The organism is Calothrix sp. FACHB-168 (assembly GCF_963889195.1).
Taxonomy (GTDB): Bacteria; Cyanobacteriota; Cyanobacteriia; order Cyanobacteriales; family Nostocaceae; genus Aulosira; species Aulosira anomala_A.
This window is the reverse complement of sequence record NZ_CAWPNJ010000030.1, coordinates 186,858-210,433: the sequence shown is the minus strand read 5'-3', so window position 1 is coordinate 210,433 and position 23,576 is coordinate 186,858. Positions and strand designations below refer to the sequence as shown.

The following is a 23,576-nucleotide window of genomic DNA, read 5'->3' as shown; positions in this document are numbered from 1 at the left end:
GTTTTTTATTATGGATAAAGTATTAGAAAAAACATCTTCGGTGACACTGCGTGCGGGACGCCCAGAAGACGCGCTACATTGTGGCACTATTGTGTATCAAGCTTTCAGTGCAATTGCGGAACAGTATGGTTATACACCAGACTTTCCTTCTGCGGAGTTTGGGGCGGAGATGTTGAGCGAACTATTAGCAGATCCCAATATTTACTCAGTCGTCGCAGAAACAGCTGATGGGCGCGTTGTCGGTAGTAACTTTTTATGGGAAGGCGATGCGATCGCCGGAATCGGCCCCACTACAGTCGATCCAGCCGCCCAAAACTTGTCTGTAGGTCGTCGGTTGATGGAACATGTATTACAGCGAACCCAGGAAAAAGGCTATCCTGGCGTGCGTCTCGTGCAAGCTGCATATAACAGCCGTTCCCTTTCTTTGTATACCAAACTCGGCTTTAATGTCCGCGAACCCCTAGCGAACTTGCAAGGACAGCCATTTTTTGTTACAATACCAGGGCGAATTGTGCGTCCGGTAACAGCAGCCGACATTGCTAGCTGTAATCAACTATGCGATCGCATTCACGGACACAACCGCGCAGGCGAACTCAAAACCGCCTTTGAGCGCGGTACAGCCACCCTAGTTGAGTATGATGGACGTATCTCCGGTTACGCCACAGAAATTGGCTTTTTTGGTCATGCCGTAGGCGAAAATAATGAAGACTTAAAAGCACTAATTGGCGCAGCACCAGCCTTTGCAGGTTCAGGCTTTTACGTTCCCATGCGTAACGGAGACTTGTTCCGTTGGTGTTTAGATCGTGGCTTGCGTTTTATCCAACCCGAAACCTTGATGAGTATCGGCTTGTATAACGAGCCAACAGGAGTATTTATACCCTCTGCTTTGTATTAAAGATAACTGGTCATTGGTCATTTGTCATTTGTCATTTGTCATTTGTCATTTTCTTGTCACTGGCTCCCATGCTCTGCGTGGGAGCGATGATCTGTGGGCTGCCGCCTCAATTTATCAGCTTCCGAGGCGGAGCCTCGCAATACGCATTTCCAGCCGGAGGCTGGAAACGAGATAGATCCTCACTGGCTCCCATGCTCTGCGTGGGAGCGATGATCCTGACGCTCCGCCTCAATTTATCAGCTTCCGAGGCGGAGCCTCGCAATACGCATTTCCAGCCGGAGGCTGGAAACGAGATAGATCATACCCATCTTATGAAAAACGCATAACCAATGACAAATGACAAATTCCCTAACTTCCACCCACAGAATTAGAATTGATCCCTAATGCTTTTCTTAATAATATTTGGTCTTCTAACTTAGCTTGAAATCGCCCATTTTCAATATCCCGAATCCAACTCTGACTTTTACCTGTTAGCTGTGCCAAATCTCTTTGACTTAATCCGAGTTTTTTCCTCGCCTCAAGAATATATTCGGTAGAAAGAACTATTTGCTGTTTCATCTGAGTCTTACTTTTAGTAGTTCGCGATTTTTTCTGCTTTGATTTACTCAATTGTTTTTTCCAATCTGAAGGCATTTCAAAATCTAAAATCCGCGCATTCATTAATCTAGTCCATTTACCACGCGGCGCTGCATCAGTTAATCGCGTACTATTACTACCATCATCAATCCAAAATTCTAATGCTGCTTCTGCATCTTCGGGAATATTTACTAATTTCGCCCATAAAGGTTGAATTTCTTCAGGGTAAGTAACGGGATCGAATATTGGTTTTAGTCCATAATGATGAAGTACTTCTAAATCGCTTTCAAATATTCTTAATAAACGTTGGCGATGTTCTGGTTGCAAGGCTACATGGCTTAATTTTCCCTCACCATAAGCTACTCTCATCAAAGTAGGAATGGTTACGCGCTGTTCTTTACCCATTTTGGTTTTAAATAATAACCACAGCATCATCCTGGCTGCACCTTCATGCTGTTGCCAAATACTCATGACTGTATTCAGTAAAACTTTGGGTAAAGTACCATATTGATAAAAAGCTTTCCTTTCTTTGCAAGCTTGACGATTTAAAAAATACTGTGCCCAATCCCCAGCTTGAATTTTAAAAGTTAATCCTACTAGATGTTTACAGCCTAAATCATCTTCTTGAAAATGATGTTGAATTTCTAATAAATGCCAGACTCGGCTGTTTTCTAATTTCACTTCCTGAATTTTACCTTTTGCAGGTAAATTAATTGAAGCTATCAGTTGACATGGTTGCTGTACTAATTCTTTAATTAAAGCCAGTTTGGTAGATTTATTTAAATCTTTGCGCTTATCTAAGCCTAAATAATCTTCAATTTGTTTGTCATTAATAATAAATTCTTCTGCCCAAGGCTGCTCTAAATTAGTCGCATAAGCAGCATAGATTAAATGCAAACAAGCAGATCTCAAATCGAATTTCTCAATTCTAGAAACAGCTTCTGCACCTTTAAGCGCTACTGCTGCGGTAGAATCAACACTATCTGTCACACGAAACGCGATCGCACCTTTACCACCATTAATTTGTCGTTGATAATATAACTCTCCCTCTGCATCCATATCCCACACAAGAGATTGGCGTTGCGCTAAAACGTTGCACAATTCCCAAATCACAATCGCTGAAGCAAAAGGATGGCTGTTTCCGTTAGTAAACAGCTTCGGACTCGCAACAGTTTTGGCGTCAACCTTGCATCTGCCCTTTTTCGCCTGATAAGGTATAGGTGAATCAACCGGACAGGAAAGCACGCACTGTGGTGTCATATAACCTTCACAGTCATTACATACAGTTGGGTCAATCCAGTAATCACCATCTATCACTTGGATAGCGCCTTGAGGACAATGAGGAAGGCAATTATCGCACTGAATACAGCGCTTAGTAATGGCATAGGGCATGGTTTTGTCAGAGTTGTTTTTAGATGGAAATACTAAATAAAGCTGTAAATATCTCCTAATTACAGCTTCTATTGATTACTCTTGCTGGCAAAGATGCCGAATTTACTAGGACTTACGCAGTGTCAGATATTTTTCATGCTTTTTGTCAATGGTCAATAGTCCATAGTCCAAAAACCTGAATTTTGACCATTGACTTTTGACTTTTGACCACCCGTGTGAGGGTTTTTATGTTCGGTGCGTAAGTCCTATTTACTAGACTTTGTTAATAAGCGATCGCTAAAAATTTCTATTAATTAAAACTGATTGCGCAGGATTCAATAATTCTGGGAATATCCGCATTCCTCCAGCTTCACATTAGTAACTTTTTTAACCAAAAACTCATGGGATTTTTGTTCGTCTTGAACCATTATATGAATCTTCATATTTCCCAAAAAATTATTATCTAGATTCGTTAAATCTCAACTTTAGTTAGCAATTTTAACATGAGTGTAACAAAATTACCCCTGATGCTTATGGGATTTGAGTAACAGCACAAAATCTAATTAACTGCTATAAAAACATGAGTTTTTTAAGAATTAAACCAAAGCGGCAAAATTTCAGCTTGACAAGAGTTTATCAACCATAAAATCATGAAATCTTGACATTATGTTCGCGAGATAAATTTAGCTCGTAGCTGTAAGAATAGACGCTGTTTATCTCATTAATTTTTTAAATAATTTGATTCATGAAGGTGTGATAAATTATCCAATCTTGTGGGGTGGGCAGCGTTCGACTGAGCGCTCACGCCGAAGTCTTGCCCGCCTTTGACTATGGGCGGGCGAGACGCCCACCCCACAATAAATAGTTGTATATTTTTTTATTTGGAAGTCCCTCAGTAAATATTCTTAACATTAGAAAAATACTAGTACCCCAACAGAAAAATACTTTGAAGCTCTTATGGTGCAAGGATTTACACAGTTGAGTACATTCTTAATTATCCGCGATGAAGAAATCAAGTAGCTGATATAACACTTCTGATATACAGGTCGAATAGGAGTGTCCTTAGTATTCTCTAGCAGTTCCCTTTTGATATATGAACCAATAAATACACAAAAAGCATCAGGAGGATTGGGCGAAGACCTATTGGCGATAGTTGAAAAATTTTCCTGTCAATAGTTAAGAAAATCTAAAATATTTAGGCATTCTCAACTATTAAGAAATCCTAAAAAATGCTGCCGAACTGAGGGGATTTTACCCATATAATCTTTTTTCGTGATATATACAACAAAATATAGGTAACAAAATATAAGTAACAAAGGAAGAAAGATTTTTATTCCTTGGTTGTGAGATTGTCTCGGTATTGGCTGACTTTACTTTTTCATCTTCATATCCCAATTGCTCAGAAGCAGGTTAAAGCAGATTTTCATATATCAAAGAGATTCGCTGTAATTTGTCAAGATTATTGACATTTACACATGGAATTAACCGGATTGAAAATGCAGTACTTATACCGCCGCATTCACGAGAATATGCGGTTTTACCGTGATGCCTATGCAACCGAAGACATTAAAAATTATCTCCGTAATTTTATTAACCTTAGTAGTGCTTTCTCCAGCTTTAGTAGCCATAATAGTAGTTTGGCAAGAACATCTAAATTTTCTGGCAAGACAAAATTTATTGTCAGACATAAAAGACAGTCAGCAATTAATGAATTATGGAATAAATCCCCGAATTTATGGATTATTATGGGTGATAATTTTAGCTCCTATAGGTTTTTGTTTAGGAGTTAATTTACATAATAGCTATGTTGCTTATCGGGCGGCGATGAGACAAAGAAAAATCAAAATATTGCAAAGAATGTGGCAGCAGAATCCTTATCCAGAGGAAATTATTTTATGAAACAAATACCCGTTGGCATCGTAACTTTAATTGCAGGTATTTTAATTACTCTCATTAGCTTGTGGGTAGGACAAAATAATCATCTACTTCCAGAACAAGCTTCTTTGCAAGCGCCTTTAGTAGACAATTTTTTTAACGTAATGGTAGCCATTGGGACTGCTTTATTTTTAGTAGTACAAGGGGCGATACTCATTGCTGTAATTAAGTTTCGCCGCCGTCGTGGCGATAACAGCGATGGCGAACCAATGGAAGGTAGCTTTCCCTTAGAAATTTTGTGGACTATCATTCCCGGAATCATCGTTATTGGCTTAGGAATCTACAGTGTAGATGTTTACACAGAAATGGGCGGGATGGATGCCATATCTCATCATGGAATGAGTCACGAATCGATGATGACAGAAGCAAAATCTAACCCGATTGGTATTGGTTCCACACCTGTAAACGAAGGAAAGCCACCCGCTTTAGTAGTCAACGTCACGGGAATGCAGTATGCTTGGCTGTTCAACTATCCCGATAAAAATGTTGATACTGGCGAATTGCACGTTCCCATCGGTCAAGATGTATTGTTAAACATCTCTGCAAATGATGTGATTCACTCATTTTGGGTACCCCAGTTTCGCTTGAAACAAGATGCAATTCCCGGACAAGCCACACAATTACGCTTTACCGCCACCAAAACCGGAACCTACCCCATAGTTTGCGCCGAACTTTGTGGTGGCTATCACGGTAGTATGCGTAGTTCCGTAGTTGTCCACACCCCCGAAGAATACGATCGCTGGTTAGCAGAAAACCAAGTAGCCCAGCAACCAGAAATAGATAGAACCGTTGCCGTAAATCCTTAGTTTTTCTATGACACAGTTACAAAATTCGCAAACTACAGCAGTTGTTACCGCCCACGAATTACCCCATAGTTGGAAATGGTACGACTACTTTACGTTTAATATCGACCACAAAGTCATTGGCATTCAATATCTGGTAACAGCCTTTATCTTTTACCTGATTGGGGGATTGATGGCTATGGCTATCCGCATCGAATTAAATACGCCAGATGCAGATTTTCTCGACCCCAATCTGTATAACGCCTTCATGACGAATCACGGCACATTGATGATTTTTATGTGGATTGTACCAGCCGCCATTGGTGGATTTGGTAACTTCCTGATTCCGTTGATGGTGGGGGCGCGGGATATGGCGTTTCCGAAATTAAATGCGATCGCCTTTTGGTTGAATCCCCCAGCCGGCGCATTACTTTTAGGTAGTTTCTTTTTTGGTGGTTCCCAAAGCGGTTGGACTGCTTACCCACCATTGAGTTTAATCACCGCTAATACTGCCCAAACAATGTGGATTTTAGCGATCGTTTTGGTGGGAACTTCCTCAATTTTGGGGGCGTTAAACTTTGTCGTCACCATCTTGAAAATGAAAGTACCCAGTATGCAATGGACGCAAATGCCATTATTTTGCTGGGCAATTTTAGCAACTTCCGTTTTAGCCCTGCTGTCTACCCCAGTGCTAGCAGCAGGATTGGTGCTGTTATTATTTGATATTAACTTTGGCACTTCTTTCTTTAAGCCAGATGCAGGCGGAAACGTAGTGCTGTATCAGCATTTATTCTGGTTTTATTCCCATCCTGCCGTATATTTAATGATTTTGCCCATCTTCGGCATCATGTCCGAGGTGATTCCCGTTCACGCCCGTAAACCGATATTTGGCTATAAAGCGATCGCTTATTCTAGCTTGGCAATTTGCATTATCGGTTTATTCGTTTGGGTACACCACATGTTTACCAGTGGTACGCCTCCTTGGATGCGGATGTTCTTTACCATCTCTACCTTAATTGTCGCCGTTCCCACAGGCGTGAAAATTTTTGGTTGGGTAGCAACTCTATGGGGTGGTAAAATTCGCTTCACCAGCGCCATGTTATTTGCTATTGGCTTGTTATCTATGTTCGTTGTTGGTGGATTGGGTGGTGTAACTTTAGGCACAGCACCCTTTGATATCCACGTTCACGATACCTATTATGTCGTCGGTCACTTTCATTACGTATTATTTGGCGGTTCCGTATTTGGTATCTATGCCGGAATCTATCATTGGTTTCCCAAAATTACCGGCAGAATGATGAATGAAACTTGGGGAAGAGTTCATTTCGCCCTCACCTTTGTGGGTACTCACCTCACCTTCCTACCCATGCACCAGTTGGGATTACAAGGAATGCCGCGTAGAGTCGCCATGTATGACCCGCAATTTGCCGGAATCAATCATATTTGTACCATTGGCGCTATGATTCTTGGCATATCTGTATTACCCTTTTTCTTCAACGCCATTTGGAGTTGGATGTATGGTACCAAAGCCACAGATAATCCTTGGGAGGCGCTGACTTTAGAATGGACAACCGCTTCCCCACCAGCGATTGAAAATTGGGAAGTATTACCTGTAGTCACTCATGGCCCCTATGATTACGGGCGCAATATTGAAGTTGCAGAAACAGCCCAAACCGCAGCTTAGATTTAAAAAGTCTTTGCGGTACATCAATATATTCTAGAGGGCATGGCAATGCCATGCCCCTACCATCTGTTTTCAAAGTAACTTCTTGACTCTGTGTTCTCTGTGTCTCTGTGGTTTTATTATTTAACCGCAGAGAACGCAGAGGACGCAGAGAGAAAAAAAGCCTTAAGGGTACACCGTCCAATTATTTATCTAAAAATTGGAATTTATGCAGGATTCAACTTTGAACGCCCCAGAAATAGCCTTAGCTTCCACCGCTTCTCACGAACACCATCCAGACTTGCGGGTGTTTGGGTTGCTGACGTTTCTGGTTTCCGAGTCTTTAATGTTTGCTGGCTTTTTTGCCACGTACCTGATTTTGCGTGGTGGTGCTGAAGTCTGGCCGCCAGAAGGTACAGAAGTAGAATTACTCGTACCCACGATTAACACAATCATCCTGGTTTCTAGCAGCTTTGTCATTCACTTAGGCGATACCGCGATTAAAAAGAACAATGTCGCCGGAATGCGCTTGTGGTATGGAATTACGGCGCTAATGGGAGCCATTTTCTTAGGCGGTCAAGTATATGAATATTTGACACTGGGATATGGCTTAACTACCAACGTGTTTGCTAACTGCTTTTACTTGATGACCGGATTCCATGGTTTACACGTATTTATAGGGTTATTGTTAATACTTGGCGTACTGTGGCGATCGCGCCGTCTCGGTCATTACTCTGCTACTAAACACACTGGCATTGAAATGGCGGAAATCTACTGGCACTTTGTAGACATTATCTGGATTATCCTATTTTCGCTGCTGTATATCTTAACTTTGTTCTAGATTGCCGCGAAATGTGAAAATAATCAGCTTTAAAAGGTATTTCTGAATTTACAGAAATGCCTTTTTTGCTGTCCAATCAAGGGCTGATGGGCGAGCATGGCCTGTATTGTTGCGTCAAGCAGGGCGATCGCCTTTTCGCGACGAGATTTAGATATTAAATTCTGACTCATTGATAGATTCTCCATTAAGAACTAGGTTAAAATACGAGTAAAGCTCACTTTTTAAAATATGACAATTACTCATGTTATGTCAAGATAAATGTGAGTAATCCTCATTTATTCCCTCAAGCCAGGGAGGTAACTATGACAGAAAGCCCATCAAGCGCAGGCGGAATGCGCCGCAAACCACGCCAAGCCCGCAGTCAGGAGCGAGTTAACCGCATTATTGATGTAGCAGAAGAACTGTTTATTTCTCAGGGCTATGCTGCAACCACAACCAATGCGATCGCGGCTGGTGCAAAGATACCCATCGGCTCACTATACCAATTTTTTCCCGACAAGACAGCGATTATGCAGGCTTTAGCCTTGCGGTATGAGGAACGTCTGCATCAAAAATTGGCAATACTCAATAATCCCGATTTGGTAAAATTGCCTTTATCTGTCCTGGTTGAGCAGTTGATTGATATCACCGAGCAGCATTTCTCTGAGAATCCCGGCTACTTTGCAATTTTTATGGAAGTTCAGAGTGTTATACCTGAAGTGCAAGCAGTTGGAGATGCTGCTGATGCTGAACTGATTAGAGATTTCGCTACCTTACTCGCGCAAAGGGAAGCAGAGTTAGAGACAGTAGACTACGAAGCGATCGCCTTTGTGTTGGTAAAAACAATTAGTACCTTAATGTGGCTTTCCCTCAATCAAGAGCAACAGTTTCGGCAGCGACTAGTAGCAGAAATGAAGCGTTTCAGCTTAAGTTACCTGCAAAGTCACTTCTCATCTAGCAACTTACCAGATGAGAATTCGGGGAGAAAAAATTGACTTGTTTTATCTTTGAATATATTCACCCAAGTAATTGAACGATAATTTACCTACAGAAGAATAGAGGAAGCGTGAAACTTTCACATGGCTGATTTTGATGCGTTTTTGCAATAATTCCCGCATTATTGCTATTTTATCACGCGAAAAGGTTGTGAAAAATATCGGTTTTGGCTGTTGATTGTTGACTGTCAACTGTTAACAGTCAACAATCCTTGAGATCAGATTTCACAAATCATTTAGGATTGCTATAGTCTGATTGTGGTTCGCGCTTCATGAACCATAATTGCCGACTATCTTGTAATAGTTTGTCACTATCCACAACGACAAATCCCTGTCTTTGATAAAAACGTACTCCTGATGGTGTGGAAGTTTCTAAATAACAAGGAAAACCTTCTTTATCTGCTCGATTGAGTACCGGTTGCAGCAGCTTTTGTCCCACACCTTGATTTTGAAAATCTGGAGAAACACCAAGCATCTTCAAATACCAATGTGGTTTTTTCATAATTTTTCGATGGTATTCATCTACTTTTTGATTGGCGGATAAAAACTCTACCATTTTGCGAACCCCGATTTTTTGTGGTAGAGCAATTAGCCCAGCTTGCAACCAATGTAATATACTATCGCTGGAGTGTTCTGGTGGTGTCCAAACTGCAACTCCTTTAATGCAATTATTGGTTATATAAATTTCTTCGGAGCGTTGATAATAACATAATACTGTGCGCGAAATCCACTCAACTGCATCTATTCTTTGCTGATGTTTTTCTGGGAGAAAGTATGATAAAAATGGGTCTTGAATAAATGCTTGACCTAATACTCGTGCGCTATCTTGGATCTGATTTTGATTGAGTTTAATTATGGTATCGTCTGGCAGATTGTTGTTGATGGTTGAAAAATCTTGAGATGTATTTCTGTGAGTTGTCATAAAAAACTCCTACAAAATTCACTTAATGCTTGACTTACGTAATTCTATCTTGATGAGAATTGTCTATTGATGTGGTGATGATTGCCTCAATCTGACAGATTTATCACACTAATTCAGCCGATTTATTGAAGTATTTTTCTAAGGGAGAATAGGCAAAGAAGAGCAAAACCCAAAAATAGTCCCATAACTCTTGATTAAGATATGCCACGCCAATGGAAATCAATGCACCTATCGGTTCAATTAAAGCTTTGATTTTCATTGAGCGAATTGTCCCATCATCCAAATCACTATCTACTAATTTGCGATCGCCTGTCGCATAAGACCAATTTATCCAAGAAACAAACCCAATGACGGCAATATTTAAACTAAACCAAACTTTGACCAGAAAATTATCTGGAAATGTGATGACTAAATCATTAGATAAAGGCACTAAAAACAAGCCCATTAAGTACCCTACAGAAATCCACATATGGGTTTCATCAGTTCTTCGCAGATATTTGAACTGGCGGGAATGGGAAATCCAATAATTCGCCACTAAAATAAAGGTGATAGTGTATGTTACTAAAGGCTTTAATTGACTAAACAAAAAGGCATTGATATCACCATCCGTCATTGCTTTAGCATCTTCTGGTAAATCAAAGGCAATCACCATTAAAGCCATTGCAAAGGCAAAAATAGAATCACTCAAACGTGCTAAAGACAAAATGTTTTCGGAATTATTTTGATTGCTTTGAATAATCTTATCTTGCTCTATTAATTCCTTCATAATTTCATCTCCTTCACAACATTAGAGGAATCATATTTCATACCAATTCAAACTTCAGAATCAATAGATCCCCGACTTCTTGAAGTTGGCTATTTATGTGAGTTAAGCTCATATTTGTATATTATGAGGATTACTCATATTTGTCAACCCAAAATATGAGTAATCCTCGTTTATTTATTTTTAACGCTATACACTTCCCGCCTTTACAGATTCTTGACCAGCAGTAGACTCTTGCTTGCTGTCGTTCATACGAGCATAAACGGCTTCCAGTGTCTGAGGATATTCCTTAAACTCAGTCCCCATCCACACATCCCAATGGCGGAAGTATAGCCCGTAGTTACCGTTCACATGGGTGTGATGCATATTGTGGTGAGTCGAAGGCGTTTTCCATTTCAAGAGCCAATGCGTTGTCCAGCTTTGAGGAATAATTTCATAGCCTAAATGATCGATTACATTCAACACCAGTGATACTGCTTGGAAGCCAATCAAAGCCGAGAAATGCACTGGCAAGAGGAAGGAGAAAATTGCACTGGGTAAGCCTTCGACGATCGTTTCAACAGGATGGAAAGAATAGGCTGTGAACGGGCTGACATCAATACTATCGTGGTGAACTTTGTGCGTAAACTTGTAAAGCGGTTTCCAGTGCATTAACCGATGCGCCCAGTAGAAATATGTATCTTGTAAAAATATCATCAGCACCACACTGAATAACAGGTAGGGAATTCCATACTGCCCAATGTCCTGATAAATACTGGTCAGACCATGCTGTTGAGCGATGTAAACACCCGCGTCAATCACGGTGAAAATGAGAATAGACACAATAGACTGGCGGATTTCTTTCCACCATTGTTTTTCATAACTGCGTTGCTTTTGCTGAATTCGTCGGGCTTGAAATTCTTTTTTGTACCACACCCAGAACACTAGGAAGAAGGGAACCGTAACCAGGAAGTAAATCGCGATCGCCGGGAGGGCTGTACTAAATAATGCAAAGTCTCCGAGGGAGTCTAAGTAAGATAAAAAGTTCAAATCATCAGTATTCAAAAGGTTCTCAAGCATGATTGGTGACTCCATTAGGTGTTTGTTAAATTATTTGAGTTTTGCTCATGTTTTTATAATATGACGACTGCTCATGTTTATCAAGCAAAAATATGAGATTTACTCACATTTAGTTCTGAAAAGCTCAAATCCAGGCTAGGCAAGTATTTAGCTACATGCCCACGCGGCCAACACGGCATTCGCTGCTGCTTCGCCCGCCGCACAAGCCCCTTCCATGTAGCCTCGCCAGACGCGCGATAAATGGGTACCAGCCCAATAAATCCGGCCACAGGGTTGCCAGAGGCGATCGCCGATCGTCGTCAGGGTTCCGGTCGTCATATAGGAGCAGGCCCCACCTTGCGACCAAGGTTCATTTACCCACTGCTGAACCACCATCTCTACGGGATGTCGTCCGGGTTCGCCCAGGGCATAGGCAACCTGATCGAGAATAATTTGGTTGCGTTCGGCCTCGCTCGCATCATCTAATCGGATCGATGGCTCACCGCCAAACAGAATCGAAATTACCCCATGCTTTGACTCGGTATCACCAAGGTCAAAAATGCCAGTCATGCGGTTATCGAGGCTGGAGGCGATGCCCGATAGCCCTTGCTCGCGCCAAAAAGGGGTTTCGTAGGTGAGGATAGCCTTGGTATATCGACCTATGGGGCAGCGTTGATGGAAGGCGCGACGGTAGGCAGGTAGCATTGGCTCAAACTCCAGTCGATTGATCATCACGGGCGGCAGCGCACAGATAACCTGTTTGCCCTGCCAAGTGGTTTCGTCGCACTCCACAATGACGCTTTGATCGTTTTGTATGATACGGCGCACGGGAGAGTTGAGTGATACGACCCCGTTGACGGCTGCGGCTAGCCCCTCGGATACTAACTGGCTGCCCATCATATGGGCGGCTTGTCCGCCCGTATGGGTATCGCCCATAAAAATAATGTCACCGCAAGTTTTGAACAAATGGAGGGTTTCCAAGAAAGAGACTTCTTCTGGCATGACCCCAAAGTAGGCATTCGTGCTGATGGCGATGAATTCGCGTGTGGCAGGTGTCTCAATGTTTTTCTCAATCCAAGCTGCAAAGGTCATGGCATCAAATTCATCGGCTTTGGCGTGAGTCCAAGGTGCGTCGATATCGATGCCAGCCAACGCACTCTCCAGCTTGGCTATAGCGGTTTGGAGTTCCGGTAGAGCCGCTTGTCGTCCGGGAAAACTTCCCACGTCGCCAGTATGGCGAGTTTCTCCGTCAACCGTCACCTCTTGCCCCGTCCTAAACTGCCGAATCAGGGGTACATTGAATTCTTGAACGAGTTCGTGCATCCGAGTATGGTTATCGGCGAGCCAAGCACCCCCCAGATCAATGTACTCGCCGAGATACTCGCTGTATTGGGAGCAGGTCAGACCGCCGACGCGATCGCGCGCCTCCAGCACTGCAACGCGCTGTCCTGCCTTTGAAAGAACGCGAGCCGCATATAGCCCGGATAATCCTGCACCGACAATAATCGTGTCGAAAGTTGTCTGTTCTGATGTTTTACTTGGATTCATGATGTCCTCCTGTATTGCTTTCACTGCTTTCCAGCACGTTCTCTCGTGATCTGTGGTGCTGGAAGTTGAGTTGAAACGAACAAAAACCTTCTAGCCACCAATTATGAGATGGCTTTCAATGTTACTTGAATACCATGTCTAGCCCGAAGTGTAATCGAGGGTTGGAGTTCAATATTTTGATCAGCAACAAGATCTAGCTCGAATTTTTGGGCGATCGCCACGAGTAACAATACCGCCTCCATCATCGCAAAACTCTTGCCAATACAAACACGAGGCCCATCACCGAAGGGGAAATACACGCCACGGGGTAACTGTTTTTCTAGGTCATTAGCCCAGCGTTCTGGCTGAAACAATTCTGGTTCGGAAAAATAACGCGGGTTGCGGTGCATAGCCCATTGACTAGCAATTAAGGTTGTCCCTTTTGGAATCAAATAGCCACCAATTTCGCAATCTTGGGTTGCTTCCCGTGAGACATCGGTGGCAGGGGGATACAGCCGCATGGATTCTTTAATTACCCAATTGGTGTAGGTTAACTGGGGTAAATCAGCCAGGGTTGGTGTCCGTCCGTTCAGAACTGTTTTGAGTTCTGCATTGAGTTTTTCCCGGACATCAGGATTTTGGGCTAATAGCATCCATGTCCAAGAAAGGGCGTTAGCAGTGGTTTCGTGTCCTGCCAAAATTAAGGTTGCAGCTTCATCTCGCAATTGTTTATCGGTCATGCGGCTACCATCATCTGCATCTTCGACCTGCATCAGCATTCCCAATAAATCTTTGCCTGTTTTACCACTGGTGCGACGCTGCTGAATGATGGCATACACTGTTTCATCTAATAGAGCGATCGCTTCTTGCAAGCGTTGATCTATATCCTCAGAAGGCATATCTGCACTGGGCGATCGCAGTTCCCCAATTTCCGTTAATGCCCCCATAACATTCTTCGCTTCTTGATATTCAACCCAGTTCATGGCTACATCTAGGGTATGGGCAATGCTTCCGGCGGCATTATCCTGTACATCCTGGTCAAAGATGGTTTTCATCACGATGTTCAGCGTCAAGCGCATCATGGCTTCATGGACATCATGCACTTCTCCATCCTGCCAAGTTTCTAACATTCGTTGGGTGTAGTCCACCATCATGGCAGCATAACTGTTAATTTGCTGCTGATGAAAGACGGGTTGGGCAAGTCGTCTTTGTCGCAACCAAAAATCGCCTTCACTGTTCAACAAGCCATTACCTAAAATACCGCTCAGTTGTTGTGTTTCTTTGGCTTTGATAAACAACATCCGGTCTTTTAACACTTGAGTGATGTAGTCAGGATTAGACAACAGACAAAACCATTCATCGCCAAATTTCAAAGGTACGATGCCTTCATAGTCTTGGGTACAGCGTTGCATAAATCCCAAGCGATCGCGTCCGTATTCTTCTAAAGCGGTTACAGGATTGGGATGGGGTAGGGTCTGTAAATCTTGGCTCATTGTCAGAGACTCCATTTCAGTTGCGGGTTTATGTGAGCGAAGCTCATATTTAGATAATATGAGCATCATTCATGTTTGTCAACAAAAATGTGAGTAATCCTCATTTATTTATTTTTGCTATGAAGGTAACTGATGACTCAAAGCCCGCTAACCCCGACAAGCTTGCAGTCAGACGCGAGTTAATTCTTGAGCAGCGATCGCAAAAATAGGCATCACCATTAACAACGGTAATGCCTAAATCAGGCAAAAGAGAGGATTTGATTACTGGGAGTTGAGACTAATCGATTGTGCTAATTCTGTTCGAGTGGGCTATGGGTGTAACAATTTTTGGGACAAGTCCGAGCGCAAGCCTGACAACCAATACAGTATTCTGGATGGATAATAGACATAACTTTACGCTCTATTTCTTCATTCTCTTCATCTTCGACAAACTCGCCATCTTCATTTAATGCTCGTAGTACTAGCACATTGCGGCCACAAGCTTTAAAGCATCTACCACAGCCAATGCATTTGTCCTGGTTAATTTCTTGCACAAATTGGGGTGTCCAGACTTCTCCCCCAAAAGTTAAACCAGTGAGTATCGCCATAGTGTAATTTTCTTGAATTATGAGGTTAGGGGCTAGGGAATGATTTTTCTGTCAACAGTCAACAGTCAACAGTCAACCGTCAACCGTCAACAGTTAAACCAAATAAGGTTCTTGGTGAGTGCGAATCGTGCAGTCGGAACGGGGATAGGAGACACAAAGAACAATAAAGCCTTTAGCCATCTGATCGTCATCGAGAAATACTTGTTCAGTTTGATCTACTTGTCCTTCAACGACTTTGGCGACACAACTAGAGCAAGAGCCAGATTGACAGGAAAAGGGTAATTCTATATCTTGTTGTTCTGCGGCGTCGAGAATACTGGTATTTTCATCAACAGGGATGGTGATATCGAGCGATCGCTTTTTATTGATTAGTCTGACTTGATAAGTTGTCATCTTCATGTCCTCCAAAATAAATTCAGGTTTTGAGTATCAGCTACAAGGTACGCCAGCAGGAGAGCAATTCCCTGCTTGGAATGATTTCCCGCAGCCACAGGTATCTGTAGCGTTGGGATTGCTAAACTTAAATCCGCTTTCTAGCAAGCCATCGACAAAATCCACAACCACGCCTTCTAGTAATGGCGCGCTTTGGGAATCAACATATATCCGTAACTTTCCTTGTTGCAAAATGATGTCATCGGCTTGCGGAGTGTTAATAACTTTGATGGAATACTGATAGCCACTGCAACCACCATCCTCAACAGCAACACGGATACCTTTTTGAGTAGTATTTTCATCTTTGGCTGAGGCTAAAAGGAAGGTACGCAGCCGGAATTCTGCTGCTTCTGTTAAAGTTAACGTCATAAAATATACCTTTTGACCGTTGACTATTGACTATTGACCAAAACGCGACTTAGCTGTTGAGGGGTAGAATATTGGTGAGAATGAGTACCGCAGACTGGACAATTGCGATCGCGATATGAACGCCGTTTAGCAAAATTCATTTGGTGTAAATCCATCGTTAATAGTTGCGATAACAATGGTTGACTACATCCAGTAATCACCTTAATTGCTTCTAGCGCCGTCAAACAAGCCAGAGTACCCGAAACCGCACCCAGTACGCCAAAACCACGCCGATCCCATTCGGGTTTTTCGGGAAATAAGCAAGACAAGCAAGGTGTCACACCAGGGATAATTGTGGTTAAGTAAGCTTCCATCCCATCCATCGCCGCTTCTACCATTGGTTTACGCCAACGCACACAAGCTGCATTTAATAAATCGCGTTCGGTAAAATTGTGGGCGCAATCAAGCGCTAAATCGGCGGATTGAACCAAAAAATCTACATTATCTGGCGTAACGTAATCAAATATGGCTTCGACTTCCACATCTGGGTTGATATCCGCTAGCCGTTCTTTCGCTTTAAATACGCGCGGCTTACCTACCCAATCGTCACTCATGAGAATCTGGCGATTCATGTCATCTAGCCGCAACTCACCGCCTCGAACCAGAATCAGCCGCCCCACACCAGCTACCGCCAAGTAAAGGGCTGCTGTACCGCCCAATCCTCCCACACCTGTAACTAGCACCGTTGCTGACTTAAGCCTCTGCTGTGCTTCTTTGCCAAAACCAGGGAGCATGATTTGGCGACGGTAACGTTCTAATTCAGTAGGCGAGAGATTTACCACTGTTGATTTCTCCTGTTTTGAAGGGGCTAGGCTGAATTTATTGAACCGCCAAGACGCCTTCTCTGCGAGAGGCTTCCGCCAAAGCGTTAGCGTCTCGAAGAGAAGAACGCCAAGAATGCGTAGAGTGTGCATAAGTCCTAACTTCTTCACTCTGCGCCTCTGTGAACTCTGCGGTTAAAAAATAATTTATATAACCGCAGAGAGCGCAGAGAACACAGAGAAAGAGATTTAGCTTGTCGCAATTTCTGTCAGCATGACAATATTGTTTGGCTTCTGTTTAAACACCTTGAACAGCTTTTGTTGTAGAGGTGTGGAACTGAGAAAAACTTCGTAAGCTTGTTTGAGTGCCGTGCAGTATAAATCTAGTTTTTCTGCTTGACTGGCTGCGGAATTATTACTATCAATCTCGCGAATATATTGAGAAAACAGCTTCAAAATATGTAAGCGATTAACATAAACAACTTGAGGATCGTAATCAAGTTGAAAAAATCCAAAGTATTCCTCCGCATCGACAATTTGATTAAACTTTTCAACATCCCATGTCATGATTTCTGCTCCAAACTTTTTAACTGAGATTTCAATTCATCTAAATGACGGTAAATTTCATAAGTTTCGGCTGCTAAGGCTGTCAAGTTTTGATAATCTGTTGGCAAGCCTTCTGCTAAATCATGCAGATCCATCTTCATTTGACCAGCTTTACTATTCAGCCGCTTTATTTGTAGTTTTAAATCTTCAATAGCTTTTTGATTTTCGCAATCTGTTTCTGCTGCTGGCACCATAATTTTACCCTGTGAATTTTTACAACTTGGCAACTTCAGTGTATTTCTCTGCTAACGCAATACCCTTTTGTGTCAGTTTATCGCCCTCATCGGCTAATTTTTCTAGAGAATCAAAGCCGAAACGTTGAGCATCGCGTAAGGTTCTGGCGACTAGCAATAAACGACCGGAAAACACCAGCACCCAGCCAAAACCCTCATGACTCAAATCAATTACCACCTGGGATAATGAACCAGTTTTTTGTTCAATTTGAGATGCGATCGCGCGATAGAATGACATAATTCTGGCTTTGGTAGCCGCTTCCACATCACCCTCTACAGAAATTTGGCGTTTCGCTTGCTTGCTGACAATATAAGGTTTGAGAATTAATTCATCCGACCAATTGCGATAAAATCCATAGGAATCTTGGGCGCGAATTTGTCTAACTAACTCTTGCACAAAAGGAGAATTTAACGCTTCGCTGCTAGTAGTTTTATTGACAATTTCTGTGGAACTCATACAGTTACTTCCTCTTCTTCAAAACTTGGTGATTTTTGTTGTAAAGCTTTTCGCAACCAAGGGGGAGGGCTGCCTTTTAAAGTTTGGACTAACTGATCTAGAAGGTCAGTAATTTTATCATCTTCAGACCTCACTTTTATTGGCGTAATGCGTTTTTTAATTAACCGAGCAGCCGCACTACCACCAATAGCTGATACATAAACAATCGTGCAATCAGCTAAAGCTTCAATTTTGGGAACTAATTTATCCTCATTGCCATCTTCCTTAAGGTCGCCATCAAATCTCAAAGTATTGAGAAACTGATAACCCTCTGGTGAAACTTCATAAACATCAATTTTTTTCGCCCAACCAAAATGAGCATTAATATGAACTTGGTCGCTAGTTGTGAAGGCAATTTTCATAATTTATCCTCCAATAATTAGGAATTTTTTAATGCTTGGCTTTTTCTTCTTCGGCTTCTAGAAATAAATTGCCCAGGTCAAACAAAAGTTGAATAGTTCCTCGGTAACCGACAGTACAACGCTGTCCATTACCCAAGCGATCAAATACAGGGAAACCGAGACGATAGTGAGAAGTATGCAGACGGCGAGCGATCGCTTTACCATGAGAATTAGCAATAACCAAATCAGAACCTACTGCTAATCGCTCAAAATCTTCCAAATCCCCAATAGTCACGCTTTCTACTGGCAAATTCTCTAACAGTGGCGACTTTGTAGTTGTGACGGCGGCGTGAATTTCCGCACCCATCGATTGCAAAAACCAAGCTGTTGACCACAATAAATCAGGTTCCAGCGCTAACGACACCCGCTTACACCCAAAGTAAAAGTGAGTATCCAGCATCGCATCTTGTAACTGGCGGCGTTGATGGCAATATTTTTCTGGGACTGCATTCCCGCTAATATCTACCAGTCCTTGCAAGAAATTATCGACTGCGCCTAACCCAGTTAGTTGGGGAAACACCTCAAAAGGTATATCAAACTGAGTTTGCAAACTCTCTGCTGCACCGCGCATACTCTCGCCTAATGCGAGGGTAAACACCGAACTACCCATTTCTCTCAGTTCTGGTAAAGTTGTCCCACCACCTGTCACCGCACTGTAGGAATCGTCCAAGTGACCGTCAAGGGAGGCGGAAAGGTCAGGTACTACAATGGGTTTTAACCCAAAAGCACAGACAATTTCTTTAATTTCTTGGACATCCCCAGGAGTAAACGCAGAACTTACCAAAATATTGATTTGGTCTAATCTGGTTTCTCCCGGTTGCGGCAATTCCTTAACTATACTTTCCACGGCGGCGGCAAAACCATCTTGCAATGCACCTTTAAAATCAGGTGTAGAAGCAAAGACAATGGGCAAATCATATAATTCTGGGTGACGCTTGCGGATACTTCTGAGGATTCCTTCCATGTCATCCCCTCTAGTTTCCGTGAGTCCGGTAGTTAACAAACCGATAATTTCCGGCTTGGATTTCTCTACCAGCGTCAGGATTGCTTGCTCGATATTATCTTCGCCACCTAAAATAGTGCTAACTTCTGTCATGGCAGTGGTGGATAGGGGAATAGCTTCCCGAAAATGCCGCACTAACATAACTTTTGCAAAAGCAGTACAACCCTGAGAACCGTGAAACAAAGGCATTACACCCTTCAATCCTAAAAATGCTAAAGCTGCACCTAAAGGTTGACTTTGCTTCAAAGGATTCACCGCAACCGCTTTTTGCGAATTTTTGACTACAGTTTTCCCCCTCTGCTCCTCTGCTCCCTCTGCCTCTCTGCTTCCCTCCTCCCACAAAGCCGGCTTCCGCACCTGCGCCCAAACAGGACTGTGCAAAGCCTCATCCAATTCTCGCGCCATTTCCACCATACCCACATATCCAGCGTAGGGATGATGGCGTTCTTGATTAATATCTAAAAATGGGATGCGGGCTTTCAGGGCAGTGTATTGATTGCGACCACCCGCAATCAGCATATCCGCTTTTGTCTGGGCAATCACCCGGAGTAATTCTTGGGCGTTGCCTTTTTCCATAGCAATGCCATCTTTTCCTAGTAATTCTTTGATCCTCGCTTTATCTTCTTCAGTACTTTTTTTAGTGCTAGTGGCGACAACTTCCATGCCTAAGTCCTTCGCCGCCGAGATAATCGACCAACTTTTCACACCCCCGGTATAAAGGACAACCCGCTTATCTTTGAGGCGATCGCGGTAACGAGCAAGAGCAATATCTAGCGCAGTAGTTTCTTCTGTAATTAATTTTTCTACTCTTTGTTGTAAACCTTGGTCGCCTAACTTCGCGGCAATATTCCGCAAACAGCGATTCATGTCATCTACACCATAGAAAGATTCTTCAATATAAGGGATACCATAACGCTCCTCCATCTTTCGCGCCACATTAATCAGGGCTTTGGAGCAAATCATTACATTCAGCTTGGCACGGTGAGCATAACGCACTTCATTATACTTAGCATCACCCGTAATTTTAGCGAGAACACGAATACCTAATTTTGCAAATAAGGGCAGAACTCCCCACAATTCGCCAGCAATATTGTACTCACCAATCAAATTAATATCATAGGGGGTGGTATATTCTGGTTCAGCAGTACCGATAACATATTCTAGTAAAGCTTCCCCACCGACGCGATTACCCAGATTTTTACTGCCAATAAAACCAGGTGAATTTACAGAGATAACAGGTATACCTGTTTTCTTAGCTGCCGCTTCACAGACTGTATCCAAATCATCGCCAATCAGCGCCGTCACACAAGTGGAGTAAACAAACACCGCCGCAGGTTGATAGCGTTGCTGTACTTCCAAAATTGCTTTGTACAGCTTCTTTTCCCCACCAAAGATGATATCATTCTCACTTAAATCAGTCGTGAAACCCATTTTGTAGAGATGGGAATCAGAGGAAAGACTACCACGACCACCCCAAGAATTACCAGCGCACGCGATCGGCCCGTGGACTAAATGAGCAGCATCGGTAATCGGGACTAGGGCGATGGATGCACCATCGAAAGCACAGCCTCCTTGAGCCGCACCGGGTTGGGCTTGTTGGTGACAAGATTTGTTTTTCTTCTGCCCATGTTTGTGATGATTGTGTTCGCATCCTGGTTCACTCAGTAGCTCGTTAATTTTGCCTTGGGTGATTTTCATGACTTGATGGGTGATTGGCAATCAAATTTCTGGTTTTTCTTCCTTCTCTCTTCCTTGGCGTACTTGGCGTCTTGGCGGTTCATTCTAAAAAAGATTTTTTAACGCAAAGGGGCGCAAAGGTAAACGCAAAGGTACGCGGAGAGTTAGCAGATGTATTTGGTGATATCTTCGCCACATTCATCACAGAGGTAGGAGAGGCTACGGAAGCGTAAAGCTACAAATTCGTCGTAGAGAGGATTTAATTTACAGAGTGGGGGAATGTGGAAAGTGTGCCCGAAAAATTTAACGTCGCGTTCAAAAGGGCAACAACAGGGAATAACTTGACAAATGAGATGGGCGGTACGGCGATCGCATATTTGAAATCGATCCACCCATCGGCGTAACGGAGAGAGAACATCAAAAAAGCGATCGCGGCTGTGGATGATTGTACTCATAGCGGCTGGTATAAGGGAGACAAGGGAAGGGGGACAAGGAATTTTAGATTTGCGTTAGCGAGTCCGCGAGCGTCTTTTGGATTCCAATCTAAAATCTAAAATCCAAAATCCAAAATTGTTTCCAATGCCCCATGCCCAGTTATCATCGAATCAAGTCGTAGGAAATATCGGTCTTAGATGGAATAATGGTGTTGCGATCCAACTCATCTAGGAGGGTGTTAACAATCCAGTTGAGTAGGTTGATTGTGCCTTGGTAGCCGTAGGTGGCGTAGCGGTGCAGGTGGTGGCGGTCAAATATGGGGTAGCCAATCCGCACGAATGGGGTTTTGGTGTCGCGCCAGAGATACTTACCGTAGGAATTACCGATGAGCAAGTCTACAGGTTCAGTAAAGAGGAGCGATCGCATGTGCCATAAGTCGCGTCCACCGTGAATTGTTGCACCTTGACCAAATGGGCTAGAGTCAAGTAATGCTCGCAATTCTGCCTCAAAATGTTCGTTGCTATTGCTGACAAGGATGTGAACTGGTTCTGCACCTACTTCTAATAAGAATTGTGTCAAACCAATCACCAAATCGGGATCGCCATACATAGCAACCCGTTTACCATGCAACCATGCTTGCGAATCGGTTAACGCATCCACTGCGCGTCCCCGTTCGTCTTCTAATTCTTGGGGAATTGGCTTACCAGTTAACGCCGACAGTTTCATTAGGAATTCATCAGTACCGCGAATGCCCACAGGACGGTTAACGTAGGTTTTTTGATGCCATTCGTGTTCGATGTATTCGCGAGTTTTGCTGGTGGCGTAAGCTTGGAGTGCGATCGTCGCTTCAGCATTAATCGAATCAGCCGCATCTTCTAGCTTAGTTCCACCTGGATACATATTATATGTACCGTTATTTGGAGAATCCAAGTATTCGGAGTTATCTGCTAACAGGGTGTACTCAATTCCCATCACATTAGCAATCCGCTTAATTTCTCGCAGGTTGCCAATATATGTTTCAAACCCAGGAATAAAGTTGATTTTACCGTTGGTGCTTTCTTTCTTCTTACCTGCTGTCAAATTCGACAGAATCCCCTTCATCATGTTGTCGTAGCCTGTGATGTGTGACCCAACAAAGCTAGGGGTATGGGCATAAGGCACAGGAAAGTTTTCAGGAACAGACTCATTTTCTTTGGCGGTTTTGATAAAAGCTTGCAAGTCATCCCCAATTACCTCTGCCATACAGGTGGTACAGACAGCGATCATTTTGGGTTTATACAGGTTGTAAGAAACTGCCAAGCCTTCAATCAGGTTTTTCAAACCACCGAATACGGCTGCATCTTCCGTCATGGAGGATGATACGGCAGAAAATGGTTCTTTAAAGTGGCGGGTGAAGTGGCTGCGGAAATAAGCAACACAACCTTGAGAACCATGTACAAAAGGTAGTGTTCCTTCAAAACCAACAGCCGCTAAAATTGCGCCTAGAGGTTGGCAAGCCTTCGCCGGGTTAACGGTTAACGCTTGACGGGCAAAGTTCTTTTCGCGGTATTCCCAGGTTTTTGTCCACTCAGCCATCTGGGAAACTTGTTCAGATTCATGCCCACATTCAAACTCTTTCTTGGCTTGAAATAGCTCTTGGTATTCCTGCTGTTGAAAAAGTTCGGCGTGATCCTTAATTTTGTTGACATCATTTTGAGCCATAGATATCCTCCTTCAAAAAACTCTGCGTACCTTTGCGTAAACCTCTGCGTACCTTT

The 23,576-nt window shown here is 43.0% G+C and carries 25 protein-coding genes; 7 read left to right on the top strand and 18 right to left on the bottom strand.

Annotation, left to right across the window (positions count from 1 at the left end; translation table 11 throughout):
- The first annotated feature begins 10 nt into the window (after positions 1-10).
- On the top strand, positions 11-895 hold the full coding sequence (locus AACW45_RS19065; RefSeq protein WP_190628513.1) for a GNAT family N-acetyltransferase: 885 nt from the start codon (positions 11-13) through the stop codon (positions 893-895).
- A 348-nt stretch (positions 896-1,243) separates the two neighbouring features.
- Here AACW45_RS19065 and AACW45_RS19060 read toward each other — a convergent pair whose 3' ends face one another.
- Positions 1,244-2,863, bottom strand: coding sequence for a helix-turn-helix domain-containing protein (locus AACW45_RS19060; RefSeq protein ID WP_190628511.1), 1,620 nt, complete (start codon positions 2,861-2,863; stop codon positions 1,244-1,246).
- Between the two features lie 1,524 nt (positions 2,864-4,387).
- Here AACW45_RS19060 and AACW45_RS19055 point away from each other — a divergent pair.
- From AACW45_RS19055 to AACW45_RS19035, 5 genes are all read left to right on the top strand, one after another.
- Positions 4,388-4,741, top strand: a complete 354-nt coding sequence (locus AACW45_RS19055) for a hypothetical protein (protein WP_190628509.1) — start codon at positions 4,388-4,390, stop codon at positions 4,739-4,741.
- Complete coding sequence (coxB, locus tag AACW45_RS19050) at positions 4,738-5,583, top strand: cytochrome c oxidase subunit II (RefSeq protein ID WP_190628507.1); 846 nt, start codon at positions 4,738-4,740, stop codon at positions 5,581-5,583. Before AACW45_RS19055 ends, coxB begins: the two co-directional genes overlap by 4 nt.
- A 7-nt stretch (positions 5,584-5,590) precedes the next feature.
- The gene (gene ctaD, locus AACW45_RS19045; RefSeq protein ID WP_190628505.1) at positions 5,591-7,243 is read left to right on the top strand and encodes a cytochrome c oxidase subunit I; all 1,653 of its coding nucleotides are present in this window, start codon (positions 5,591-5,593) and stop codon (positions 7,241-7,243) included.
- Positions 7,244-7,451: 208 nt separating this feature from the next.
- Positions 7,452-8,063, top strand: a complete 612-nt coding sequence (locus AACW45_RS19040) for a cytochrome c oxidase subunit 3 (protein WP_190628503.1) — start codon at positions 7,452-7,454, stop codon at positions 8,061-8,063.
- Positions 8,064-8,365: 302 nt separating this feature from the next.
- Positions 8,366-9,037 carry a TetR/AcrR family transcriptional regulator gene (locus AACW45_RS19035; RefSeq protein ID WP_190628501.1) on the top strand — a complete coding sequence of 224 codons (672 nt, stop codon included), beginning with the start codon at positions 8,366-8,368 and terminating at the stop codon, positions 9,035-9,037.
- Between the two features lie 6 nt (positions 9,038-9,043).
- Here AACW45_RS19035 and AACW45_RS38430 read toward each other — a convergent pair whose 3' ends face one another.
- The 6 genes from AACW45_RS38430 to AACW45_RS19010 all read right to left on the bottom strand — a co-directional run bounded on the left by AACW45_RS38430 (position 9,044) and on the right by AACW45_RS19010 (position 14,780).
- Positions 9,044-9,229, bottom strand: a complete 186-nt coding sequence (locus tag AACW45_RS38430) for an alpha/beta hydrolase (protein WP_190628499.1) — start codon at positions 9,227-9,229, stop codon at positions 9,044-9,046.
- A 40-nt stretch (positions 9,230-9,269) separates the two neighbouring features.
- Entirely contained in the window at positions 9,270-9,959 is a 690-nt protein-coding gene (locus tag AACW45_RS19030; protein ID WP_190628497.1) for a GNAT family N-acetyltransferase, read from the bottom strand.
- Positions 9,960-10,062: 103 nt separating this feature from the next.
- Positions 10,063-10,725 (bottom strand): TMEM175 family protein, encoded by a 663-nt coding sequence (locus AACW45_RS19025; protein WP_190628495.1) that lies wholly within the window; start codon positions 10,723-10,725, stop codon positions 10,063-10,065.
- 186 nt (positions 10,726-10,911) lie between these two features.
- Positions 10,912-11,781 (bottom strand): sterol desaturase family protein, encoded by an 870-nt coding sequence (locus AACW45_RS19020; RefSeq protein WP_190692770.1) that lies wholly within the window; start codon positions 11,779-11,781, stop codon positions 10,912-10,914.
- Positions 11,782-11,928: 147 nt separating this feature from the next.
- Positions 11,929-13,308 (bottom strand): flavin monoamine oxidase family protein, encoded by a 1,380-nt coding sequence (locus tag AACW45_RS19015; protein ID WP_190628491.1) that lies wholly within the window; start codon positions 13,306-13,308, stop codon positions 11,929-11,931.
- 101 nt (positions 13,309-13,409) lie between these two features.
- Complete coding sequence (locus AACW45_RS19010; protein ID WP_190628489.1) at positions 13,410-14,780, bottom strand: cytochrome P450; 1,371 nt, start codon at positions 14,778-14,780, stop codon at positions 13,410-13,412.
- A gap of 71 nt (positions 14,781-14,851) precedes the next feature.
- On the opposite strand from AACW45_RS19010, the gene AACW45_RS19005 reads away from it, so the two are divergent.
- Positions 14,852-14,989 carry a hypothetical protein gene (locus tag AACW45_RS19005; protein ID WP_190628487.1) on the top strand — a complete coding sequence of 46 codons (138 nt, stop codon included), beginning with the start codon at positions 14,852-14,854 and terminating at the stop codon, positions 14,987-14,989.
- An 81-nt stretch (positions 14,990-15,070) separates the two neighbouring features.
- Here AACW45_RS19005 and fdxB read toward each other — a convergent pair whose 3' ends face one another.
- The 11 genes from fdxB to nifK all read right to left on the bottom strand — a co-directional run bounded on the left by fdxB (position 15,071) and on the right by nifK (position 23,520).
- Complete coding sequence (gene fdxB / locus AACW45_RS19000; RefSeq protein ID WP_190628485.1) at positions 15,071-15,367, bottom strand: ferredoxin III, nif-specific; 297 nt, start codon at positions 15,365-15,367, stop codon at positions 15,071-15,073.
- A gap of 93 nt (positions 15,368-15,460) precedes the next feature.
- Positions 15,461-15,760, bottom strand: a complete 300-nt coding sequence (locus AACW45_RS18995) for a 2Fe-2S iron-sulfur cluster-binding protein (protein WP_190628482.1) — start codon at positions 15,758-15,760, stop codon at positions 15,461-15,463.
- 36 nt (positions 15,761-15,796) lie between these two features.
- Positions 15,797-16,168 (bottom strand): iron-sulfur cluster assembly accessory protein, encoded by a 372-nt coding sequence (locus AACW45_RS18990; RefSeq protein WP_190628480.1) that lies wholly within the window; start codon positions 16,166-16,168, stop codon positions 15,797-15,799.
- Positions 16,169-16,191: 23 nt separating this feature from the next.
- Positions 16,192-16,989, bottom strand: coding sequence for a ThiF family adenylyltransferase (locus AACW45_RS18985; protein ID WP_190628478.1), 798 nt, complete (start codon positions 16,987-16,989; stop codon positions 16,192-16,194).
- 228 nt (positions 16,990-17,217) lie between these two features.
- The gene (nifW, locus tag AACW45_RS18980) at positions 17,218-17,535 is read right to left on the bottom strand and encodes a nitrogenase-stabilizing/protective protein NifW (protein WP_190628475.1); all 318 of its coding nucleotides are present in this window, start codon (positions 17,533-17,535) and stop codon (positions 17,218-17,220) included.
- Positions 17,532-17,768 carry a CCE_0567 family metalloprotein gene (locus AACW45_RS18975; protein ID WP_190628472.1) on the bottom strand — a complete coding sequence of 79 codons (237 nt, stop codon included), beginning with the start codon at positions 17,766-17,768 and terminating at the stop codon, positions 17,532-17,534. Before AACW45_RS18975 ends, nifW begins: the two co-directional genes overlap by 4 nt.
- Positions 17,769-17,787: 19 nt before the next feature.
- Entirely contained in the window at positions 17,788-18,264 is a 477-nt protein-coding gene (locus tag AACW45_RS18970) for a NifX-associated nitrogen fixation protein (RefSeq protein ID WP_190628470.1), read from the bottom strand.
- Entirely contained in the window at positions 18,261-18,665 is a 405-nt protein-coding gene (gene nifX, locus AACW45_RS18965) for a nitrogen fixation protein NifX (RefSeq protein ID WP_190628468.1), read from the bottom strand. The genes AACW45_RS18970 and nifX overlap by 4 nt, the downstream gene beginning before the upstream one ends.
- Positions 18,666-18,693: 28 nt before the next feature.
- On the bottom strand, positions 18,694-21,405 hold the full coding sequence (locus AACW45_RS18960; RefSeq protein WP_190628466.1) for a bifunctional nitrogenase iron-molybdenum cofactor biosynthesis protein NifEN: 2,712 nt from the start codon (positions 21,403-21,405) through the stop codon (positions 18,694-18,696).
- A 143-nt stretch (positions 21,406-21,548) separates the two neighbouring features.
- The gene (locus tag AACW45_RS18955) at positions 21,549-21,839 is read right to left on the bottom strand and encodes a Mo-dependent nitrogenase C-terminal domain-containing protein (protein ID WP_190628463.1); all 291 of its coding nucleotides are present in this window, start codon (positions 21,837-21,839) and stop codon (positions 21,549-21,551) included.
- Positions 21,840-21,981: 142 nt separating this feature from the next.
- The gene (gene nifK / locus AACW45_RS18950) at positions 21,982-23,520 is read right to left on the bottom strand and encodes a nitrogenase molybdenum-iron protein subunit beta (RefSeq protein WP_190628461.1); all 1,539 of its coding nucleotides are present in this window, start codon (positions 23,518-23,520) and stop codon (positions 21,982-21,984) included.
- Between the last annotated feature and the right edge of the window lie 56 nt (positions 23,521-23,576).

Coding starts and splice junctions, on each gene's coding strand:
- fdxB (WP_190628485.1), bottom strand. CDS start 15,367: ATGGCGATACTCACTGGTTTAACTTTTGGGGGAGAAGTCTGGACACCC.
- ctaD (WP_190628505.1), top strand. CDS start 5,591: ATGACACAGTTACAAAATTCGCAAACTACAGCAGTTGTTACCGCCCAC.
- nifX (WP_190628468.1), bottom strand. CDS start 18,665: ATGAAAATTGCCTTCACAACTAGCGACCAAGTTCATATTAATGCTCAT.
- AACW45_RS18960 (WP_190628466.1), bottom strand. CDS start 21,405: ATGAAAATCACCCAAGGCAAAATTAACGAGCTACTGAGTGAACCAGGA.
- AACW45_RS19040 (WP_190628503.1), top strand. CDS start 7,452: ATGCAGGATTCAACTTTGAACGCCCCAGAAATAGCCTTAGCTTCCACC.
- AACW45_RS19015 (WP_190628491.1), bottom strand. CDS start 13,308: ATGAATCCAAGTAAAACATCAGAACAGACAACTTTCGACACGATTATT.
- AACW45_RS19025 (WP_190628495.1), bottom strand. CDS start 10,725: ATGAAGGAATTAATAGAGCAAGATAAGATTATTCAAAGCAATCAAAAT.
- AACW45_RS19030 (WP_190628497.1), bottom strand. CDS start 9,959: ATGACAACTCACAGAAATACATCTCAAGATTTTTCAACCATCAACAAC.
- coxB (WP_190628507.1), top strand. CDS start 4,738: ATGAAACAAATACCCGTTGGCATCGTAACTTTAATTGCAGGTATTTTA.
- AACW45_RS19035 (WP_190628501.1), top strand. CDS start 8,366: ATGACAGAAAGCCCATCAAGCGCAGGCGGAATGCGCCGCAAACCACGC.
- AACW45_RS18970 (WP_190628470.1), bottom strand. CDS start 18,264: ATGAGTTCCACAGAAATTGTCAATAAAACTACTAGCAGCGAAGCGTTA.
- AACW45_RS18995 (WP_190628482.1), bottom strand. CDS start 15,760: ATGACAACTTATCAAGTCAGACTAATCAATAAAAAGCGATCGCTCGAT.
- AACW45_RS19005 (WP_190628487.1), top strand. CDS start 14,852: ATGTTTGTCAACAAAAATGTGAGTAATCCTCATTTATTTATTTTTGCT.
- AACW45_RS18990 (WP_190628480.1), bottom strand. CDS start 16,168: ATGACGTTAACTTTAACAGAAGCAGCAGAATTCCGGCTGCGTACCTTC.
- AACW45_RS19065 (WP_190628513.1), top strand. CDS start 11: ATGGATAAAGTATTAGAAAAAACATCTTCGGTGACACTGCGTGCGGGA.
- AACW45_RS18955 (WP_190628463.1), bottom strand. CDS start 21,839: ATGAGTACAATCATCCACAGCCGCGATCGCTTTTTTGATGTTCTCTCT.
- nifK (WP_190628461.1), bottom strand. CDS start 23,520: ATGGCTCAAAATGATGTCAACAAAATTAAGGATCACGCCGAACTTTTT.
- AACW45_RS19020 (WP_190692770.1), bottom strand. CDS start 11,781: ATGCTTGAGAACCTTTTGAATACTGATGATTTGAACTTTTTATCTTAC.
- AACW45_RS18975 (WP_190628472.1), bottom strand. CDS start 17,768: ATGGTGCCAGCAGCAGAAACAGATTGCGAAAATCAAAAAGCTATTGAA.
- AACW45_RS19060 (WP_190628511.1), bottom strand. CDS start 2,863: ATGCCCTATGCCATTACTAAGCGCTGTATTCAGTGCGATAATTGCCTT.
- AACW45_RS19055 (WP_190628509.1), top strand. CDS start 4,388: ATGCCTATGCAACCGAAGACATTAAAAATTATCTCCGTAATTTTATTA.
- AACW45_RS19010 (WP_190628489.1), bottom strand. CDS start 14,780: ATGAGCCAAGATTTACAGACCCTACCCCATCCCAATCCTGTAACCGCT.
- nifW (WP_190628475.1), bottom strand. CDS start 17,535: ATGACATGGGATGTTGAAAAGTTTAATCAAATTGTCGATGCGGAGGAA.